Source organism: Hyalangium sp. (assembly GCF_035629615.1).
Classification (GTDB): Bacteria; Myxococcota; Myxococcia; order Myxococcales; family Myxococcaceae; genus Hyalangium.
This window is the reverse complement of sequence record NZ_DASPHO010000503.1, coordinates 1-7509: the sequence shown is the minus strand read 5'-3', so window position 1 is coordinate 7509 and position 7509 is coordinate 1. Positions and strand designations below refer to the sequence as shown.

Here is a 7509-nt window from a genome sequence, read left to right as displayed (position 1 = left end):
CTCTGGGCCTGGGGCGACAACGGCTCCGGCCGGCTGGGTGATGGGACCACCCTGCTGCGGACGACGCCCGTCCAGCTCTCCAGCCTCGCGAACGTGGCGGACATGGACGCGGACTGGGGCCACTCCCTGGCCGTGCGCTCGGATGGAACGGTCTGGACGTGGGGCCACAACGCGTATGGCCAGCTCGGCAATGGGACGATCGACAACGGCCCGCCTCATCCCACGCCCTCCCAGGTTCCTGGCCTCACCAGCGTGGTGGACGTCACGACGGGGGACAACTTCTCCGCGGCCCTGCGGGCCGACGGCACCGTGTGGACCTGGGGAAACAACTCCTGGGGCCAGCTCGGGGATGGGACGACCACGAGCCGCCTGACGCCTGGGCAGGTGCCAGGCCTCACGAATGTCATCCAGATCGAAGCGGACAGCTCCTTCATGGTGGCCCTGCGGGCCGACGGCACTGTCTGGGGCTGGGGCAACAATGGCGCCGGCCAGCTCGGGGATGGAACCACCACCTCCCGAGGCACACCGGCCCAGGTGCCAGGCCTGACAGGGGTGCAGCAGCTCTCGGCGGGCTCTTACTTCGTCATGGCCCTGCGCACGGACGGCACCCTCTGGAGCTGGGGCTGGAACCCCTATGGCCAGCTGGGAGACGGGACGATCACCTGGCGCTCGAGCCCCGTGCACATCCTCAGCGGCGTGACGGCCATGGGGGCCGGAACGCTCCACGCCATGGCCACGCTCGCCGATGGCAGCCTCTGGGCCTGGGGCCTCAATGAAGAAGGCCAGCTCGGCATGGATTCAGTCCACTACACCCCCACCTCCATCGTGCTCCCATGAACGAGCACCCCGCCCATGGAAGGGAGTCCACGATGAAGCGTCTGTGCCTTGGCCTGGTGCTGCTCGGTGTCGCGGGGGCCGCGTCCGCGCAGCAGCTCGGCTCCTTCACCGACAGCCCCGCTTGTTGTCAGCTCACCACGTCTTTGGTCCAGGATGTGGTGTACGGCAAGGACACGCCGCCCGATGAGCAGCTGTTCTCGGACACCACGCCGCCCAACCTCCACTTCATCCTCGACACCTCGGGCTCCATGCGGGAGCTGCCACAGATCGTCAACGGCAGGCACTCGGAGTTCTTCGATCTCACCGTCAACGGGTGCGAGAACCCCCGCCTGGATGCCTTCCAGCTCAGCCGGGGGTGGGATCCGGCCACCGTCTACCCGGTGCCGGACACGGGCACAGGGATTGGCTCGGACTATGGCTTCCCCGACCTGTTCCAGGACGACAAGTTCTACGGCTACATGTACTGGGGCGACTTGAGCGACCCCAGCCCGCAGTGGAACGTCAAGGAGCACGCCTGTCAGTCTCAGGTCCCCAACTGGCCCACCAACCCCTCTGAATATGCCCGCTGCCTGACGTGCCTGAGCACCAAGGGCTACTACAAGGTGCCGGGCGCCGAGGGTGAGGACTCCGCTCCAATGACCAACCCGGACTTCATCTTCTGGGGCCGCTTCCTCAACTTCAACCCGCCCAAGTACGTCACCGCCAAGGTGGTGCTCAAGTCGATCATCAAGGACCTGAAGCGTGTGCGCGTGGGCATGAGCACCTTCAGCAACACCTCGCCCAACAGCACGCTGCTCCGCGGGCAGAGCCCCTCGTGCAGCCAGACCCTCTCGGACTCCAGCGCCTTCGACGTGTACCGTGCCAGCTACATCAACTCCATCAACGGCCTGACGTTCACCACGGGCACCCCGCTGGCGCGCACGCTGCTGAACGTGGGCTACTACTTCAGCTCCAGCGACACCATCTACCGGAACGTGTTCGGCTTCGGCTCTGGCTACAGCTACCCGGCCAGCTACAAGAACCCCACGCTCACCTCTCAGAGCCGCAGCGTGTGCTGGGGCTGCCAGAGCTCCTCGGTCATCCTCATCACGGACGGTGAGCCCAGCAGCGACAGCTTGACCAGCACGGTGGTCACGAAGCTGCGCACCGTCAACGGCGGCCCGGTGTACTGCCCGGACTCGCAGCCGTGCGGCTCGGGCACCACGTCCGGCCGAGACAAGGGCTCCAGCCCCGGCAGCTACCTGGACGACAACCCCAACTACTACCTGGATGACGTGGCCAAGCTGCTCTACGAGCAGGATCTCCAGAGCAACTCTCCGCCCATCGTCGGAGACTTCGACACCAGCGGCAAGCAGAGCCTGCGGGTCTACACCGTCGGCTTCGGCATCAACAGCAACCTCCTGCGGAACACCGCGGAGGTGGGCGGCGGCCTCTACTACACCGCGGATGACGCGCCGAGCCTCAAGCAGGCCCTGCTCGACATCGTCAGCAGCTCCAGCACTCAGATGCGCAGCGTCGGCTTCACCACCTCCTCCGTGGACAGCCAGCCCGTGGGGGCCCAGGCCTCCGCGCTCCTCCCGCGCATCAAGCTGCCCATGAACCCCAGCAAGCCGTGGCAGGGAGCCCTCTACCGCTTCCAGCTCGCGGAGGAGAAGAAGCTCGGGTGCAATCCGCTCTACCCGTACACAGGGGATCTCAACCAGGACGGAGACTGCGACGACACGCTCCTGCTGGATGCCCACGGGGACGCGGTAATCGAGAGCGCCTCGGGTGCATTCGTGAAGCTGCTCTCGCCGCTGACCCCCGCACAGCCCTTCTGGGAGGCGGGCCAGGTGCTCAAGCCCTCCGGGCCCTCGCCGTCCCAGCAGTGGCTGGGGCGCCGGATCTTCACCATCGTCGACACCAACTGGGACGGGAAGATCGACCGCCGGGACACCCCGGTGGCGTTCACCGAGGCCAATGCGTACCTCCTCCGGGACTACCTGGGCATCAGCCAGAACCCCACCGGCTGCGCGGACCTGGCCGCGAGGCTGGGCGTCCCCTCGCTGACTCCGGACGACTGCACCAAGCTCGTCATCCGCTGGTACCGCGGCGCGGATGCCTTCAACCCGGATCCCAGCCTGCGCTCTTACGACCGGCCCTTCCTGCTGCAAGACATCTTCCACTCCACCCCCATCCACGTGGAGCCACCGCAGCCCAAGGACTCGTGCGCCTCCTCTGCCCAGTGCCTGCCCGCGCTCTTCCGCGGCTCCACGGCGCTGGACGGCTACAGCGTGCCCGTCCCGCCCGGCTACGTGGACGCGTATGAGAAGTACGCCTTCGAGGCAGGCGATCGGGACAAGATCGTCCTCGCAGGCTCCAACGGCGGCATGCTCCACGCCTTCCTCAACGGCCGGAGCACCGGCAGCGTGGATCCCTCCACGGGCCGGCTCCTCCATGACCCGGGCACCGGCCAGGAGCTGTGGGCCTTCATCCCGCCGGATCTGCTGCCCCGGCTGCGCAACAACCTGGACAAGCACGCGTACTTCGTGGACGGCACCGCCATGGTGCGCGACGTGTGGCTCGACGGTGCGGAGGGACCGGCTGACGGCAGGAAGCAGTGGCAGGAGTACCGCACGGTGGCCGTGGTGGGCACGGGCCGCGGCGGCGTGCACCGCTTCGCGCTGGATCTGACGCGCTTGCTGGGCGTGCAGCCAGGAGACACGGCGGGGCGCGTGCCCAACCAGGCCGGAGACTTCCTGTGGATGTGGCCCCAGCCGTGCGACGCACTGGCGCTCAAGGTGGGCGAGAGCTTCAGCCACTTCGCGCCCCAGCCTCCGCCCATCGGCCCGGTGGCCCTCACGCCGGGGGCCGACGACGCCCTGCGGGCGCTCACCGGCACCGGCGGGGGCGGTGTGGCCACGCCCTGGTGGGTGGATGCCACTCCGGCCCGCGAGCGCTGGGTGGTGGCGCTCAACGGCGGCTACGATCCCCACAACGTCCGCGGCCGGGGCATGGCCCTGGTGGACCTCACCAGCGGCCACACGGTGTGGAGCTTCTTCCACGAGGACTACAAGGGCCGCTCCCAGCACCTGCGCTACTCCATCGCCGCGGGCCTCGCGCTCGCGGATGTGGGCAGCGCGCAGGGCGTCCGGGACTCGGATGAGCTCTTCGACACCGCGACGGTGGGAGACTACGGCGGGCAGCTCTGGGCCGTGCGCTTCTGGAAGCCGGGCCAGTGGGATGCCACCACGCAGCAGGTGAGCAACTGGCACGCAGCGCGCGCGTTCCGGGTGGAGAACCTGGCAGGCAGGACAGGCAGCCCCGAGGCCCTGCGCGGGCCGTTCAGCCAGATCGCCACGAACGTGGTGCAGCCGGACACTGGGTTCCTTCGCACCTTCCTGGGGACGGGAGACAGCCAGAACCTCAGGGACACCGCGGCACGCTGCCGGCTGGGCAACCTGCGCGCCTGCGCGGAGCAGGGGTGTGGGAGCCAGGCCGTCCTCGAGATCCAGCGTGCGGGCGCGCTGGCGTCCGCCGCGACGACGACCTACTCGAACTTCGCCCTGTCGAGCGCAGACTCCTTCCAGGGCTCCTCAGGGCCCTCCTGCGCGGGAGCGCGGGTGAGGCTCTCGTGGAACAACGACGCCGCGAACGGCTGCGGCAACGGCCACGATGGCTCGATCGAGTACACGTGTGACGGGTCTCCGTCCACCTGGAGCTGCCGCGAGACGCAGAACACCTGGGCGGTCCTCAACTACACCGCGGGGTGGAACCCGAACACCCAGCGCTTCTATGGCGTCTGGAGCTACGGCGGCCCTCCCTCCCGCCGGTTCAACACCGATGCCGAGGCAGAGCTCTTCGACTCCCAGCTGTTCACGGACGCGGACCTGGTGAGCGTGGGGCAGTTCAGCACCACAGGCCGCGTGGTGGAGCCTCAAGTGGACGCCTCGCCGCAGGGCAGCGGTTGGTACATCTCCTATTCCTTCGAGACGGAGCGGACTGGCTCCGCCGCGACGCTCATCGACGGGTGCCTCCTGTGGAGCTCGTTCGAGCCTAGCTCGGGAAACGCCGCCGTATGCTCGGCCACGGGTAGGAACACCGCGCGGCTGTACCAGGCGGATCCTGTCAGCGGGAGAGCGAGCTGCGCCGCCGGGTTCTATGAGCCCGTGAGCGGCGACTGGTCGCGCTTCCGTGCGTCCGGCACGCAAGTGAACCTGGGCGATCCGGCGCCACAGCGGTGGGTATACGACGCCGAGGTCCACACCCGAGCCATCCTGAGCACTCCGCCCGGCTCGACAACGAGCGGCACCCCCTTCTCCTCGGTGCCCGTGTCGGAGGGTCCTCCGTAGCGCGCCAGCTCCAGCTGCGCCGGCGCCCTCCCACGACATGGGGCTGGGGTGGCCTCTGCCTCGCGACGCTGGGAATGGCGTATGGGGTGAGGGTGTTCCGCGCCCCGCGCAGCCGTCCGCGCATGAACCCGGGTCCTCCCGGACCTCCACTCGTGAGCCCCTTATGAGCACGCCTCGCAGGAAGTTCCTGCAGTACTCGCTGACCGCGGCCTCGATGCTGGCGCTGGGCCCCCAGGCCCTGGCCGGCCCGGACAAGAGGTCCACCACGCCCACGAAGAGGAAGCTGAAGATCCTCGTGCTGGGCGGAACGGGCTTCCTGGGCCCGGCCTTCGTCACCGCCGCGCAGGCCCGAGGCCACACGCTGACGCTCTTCAACCGCGGGAAGACGCGGCCGCACCTGTTCCCCAACGTGGAGAAGCTGCAGGGGGACCGCGATCCGAAGAAGGGCGAGGGCCTCAAGGCGCTGGAGGGCCGGCGGTGGGATGTGGTGCTCGACAACTCGGGCTACTACCCGCGCATGGTGAAGGCCTCGGCGGAGCTGCTGGCTCCCCACGTCAAGCAGTACGTCTACATCTCCAGCATCTCCGCGTACGCGAACAACGACGTCCCCTACGAGGACGAGAGCGGCCCCACGGCGAAGGTGGCGGACCCCACCGTGGAGACGATGGGCAAGAACTACGAGAACTTCGGTGGCCTGAAGCGGCTGTGCGAGGAGGCCGTGGAGGCGGCCCTGCCCGGACTCGCCTCGCTGATCCGCCCCGGCTACATCGTTGGCCCGGACGATCCCACGGATCGCTTCACGTACTGGCCGGTGCGCTACGCCCGGGGCGGGGAGATGCTGGCGCCGGGCAGCCCGGAGGATCCCCTCCAGATAATCGACGTGAGGGACCTGGCCGAGTGGCTGGTGAAGGTGATGGAGAACCAGCTCACCGGCATCTACAACGCGACGGGGCCCGAGAAGCCGTGGACGATGGGGGCGCTGCTGGCGGCGTGCAAGGCGGCGGCGGGCAAGACGGACACGAAGCCGGTGTGGGTGCCCTCGGAGTTCCTGGCGAAGAACGGGGAGGATGGAGAGGGAGACATCCCCATCTGGGCGCCGCCGCTGGACAAGAACAAGGGCTTCCACCTGCGCTCCATCGACAAGGCGGTGAAGGCCGGGCTCAAGTTCCGGCCGGGCGCTGTCACCGTCAAGGACACGCTCGCGTACTTCAACGGCCTGCCCGAGGAGCGCCGCAACAAGATGCGCGCCGGGCTCGCGCCGGAGCGGGAGAAGGCGCTGCTGGCGCTCTGGGCCCAGGAGTCGCAGGGCGGGGGCGGGAAGCCGGCCGCTCCTGGCAAGCCGGAGGCCCAGGAGAAGAAGAGCCCGTAAGGCGCCCTGGGCTGAACGATCAGGCGGCCGGTGACTGGCGCTTGCGCGATGGCCGGGCGAGCGCCACTTCAGCGGGGCGCTCCTCCTGACGCACAGCCTGTGCCTCCACCACCACCGCCGCGTCTGGCGTCATCGGCGGCCCCAGGGCCACCAGCAGGACACGATACGCCTCCTCCAGCCGCCGATACAGGGCGCTGAAGGTCTGCTGGACGGTGCTGGGCATGTCCTCGGTGTAGGTGAAGTACCAGCGCATCTCGTCCAGCCGCTCGTGGAAGCCGTGCACCACCGCCTGCTCACGCTCTGGCAGGTGCACCAGATCATGGAACGTGGCGCTGTTGAAGCGCGTGGTGATGGTGGTGAGCATCGGCTCGCGGCTGCGCAGGCGCGAGAACAGCGTGAACATCTCGTCCCGGCGTGCCTCCAGGCGCCGCATGATCAATGCGGCGTCCAGGGCGATCAGGTTGCGCACGCGAGCGGGCGTCTCATCCAGCTTCTTGCGACGAGCCATGCTCCTGGGAGTCTACTATGAAACCCGGAGGCCGATCGGATCCGCCTCCGGACCTGCCCACCGCTCCCCGCCGGGCGGAGAGGCCCGGCGGGAGGAAGGGCTCACTGCGCGGAGGCCACGCCCGCCTTCTTCAGCTCCTCGTCAATCAGCTTGCGGAACACCTCGGGGGGCTTGGCGCCCACGAGCTGCCGGCCGTTGATGAAGAAGGTCGGCGTGCCGCTGGCGCCCAGCTGGGTGCCCTGCGCCGAGTCCTGGGCGATGTAGTCGTCGAACTTCTTCGAGTCGAGCGCCGCCTTGAACTTGCCCACATCCAGGCCCAGCTCCTGCGCGTACTTCTCCAGCGCGGGCCGGTCCAGCGCCGTCTGGTTGGCGAAGAGCTTGTCGTGCATCTCCCAGAACTTGCCCTGCTCGTGGGCGGCCATGGAGGCCACCGCGGCGATCTTCGCGTTCAGGTGGCGCGGCAG

At 68.6% G+C, this 7509-nt stretch carries 5 protein-coding genes; 3 read left to right on the top strand and 2 right to left on the bottom strand.

Annotated elements, in window-relative coordinates:
* From VD972_RS25740 to VD972_RS25730, 3 genes are all read left to right on the top strand, one after another.
* On the top strand, positions 1-837 hold an 837-nt coding region (locus VD972_RS25740; RefSeq protein ID WP_414654124.1), incomplete at its 5' end, for an RCC1 domain-containing protein.
* A gap of 32 nt (positions 838-869) precedes the next feature.
* Positions 870-5168, top strand: a complete 4299-nt coding sequence (locus VD972_RS25735; protein WP_324991371.1) for a pilus assembly protein PilY — start codon at positions 870-872, stop codon at positions 5166-5168.
* A 163-nt stretch (positions 5169-5331) separates the two neighbouring features.
* On the top strand, positions 5332-6537 hold the full coding sequence (locus VD972_RS25730) for an epimerase (RefSeq protein ID WP_324991369.1): 1206 nt from the start codon (positions 5332-5334) through the stop codon (positions 6535-6537).
* Between the two features lie 19 nt (positions 6538-6556).
* Here the strand turns inward: VD972_RS25730 and VD972_RS25725 are convergent, their stop codons facing one another.
* A complete protein-coding gene (locus VD972_RS25725; protein WP_324991367.1) occupies positions 6557-7045 on the bottom strand; it encodes a hypothetical protein in 489 nt (162 codons plus the stop codon).
* Between the two features lie 101 nt (positions 7046-7146).
* The coding region (locus tag VD972_RS25720; RefSeq protein WP_324991365.1) for a DsbA family protein at positions 7147-7509 on the bottom strand (363 nt) is incomplete at its 5' end.

What these genes read in the sequence shown, in the direction of transcription:
- VD972_RS25735 (WP_324991371.1), top strand. Translation starts at nt 870, where the DNA reads ATGAAGCGTCTGTGCCTTGGCCTGGTGCTGCTCGGTGTCGCGGGGGCC.
- VD972_RS25730 (WP_324991369.1), top strand. Translation starts at nt 5,332, where the DNA reads ATGAGCACGCCTCGCAGGAAGTTCCTGCAGTACTCGCTGACCGCGGCC.
- VD972_RS25725 (WP_324991367.1), bottom strand. Translation starts at nt 7,045, where the DNA reads ATGGCTCGTCGCAAGAAGCTGGATGAGACGCCCGCTCGCGTGCGCAAC.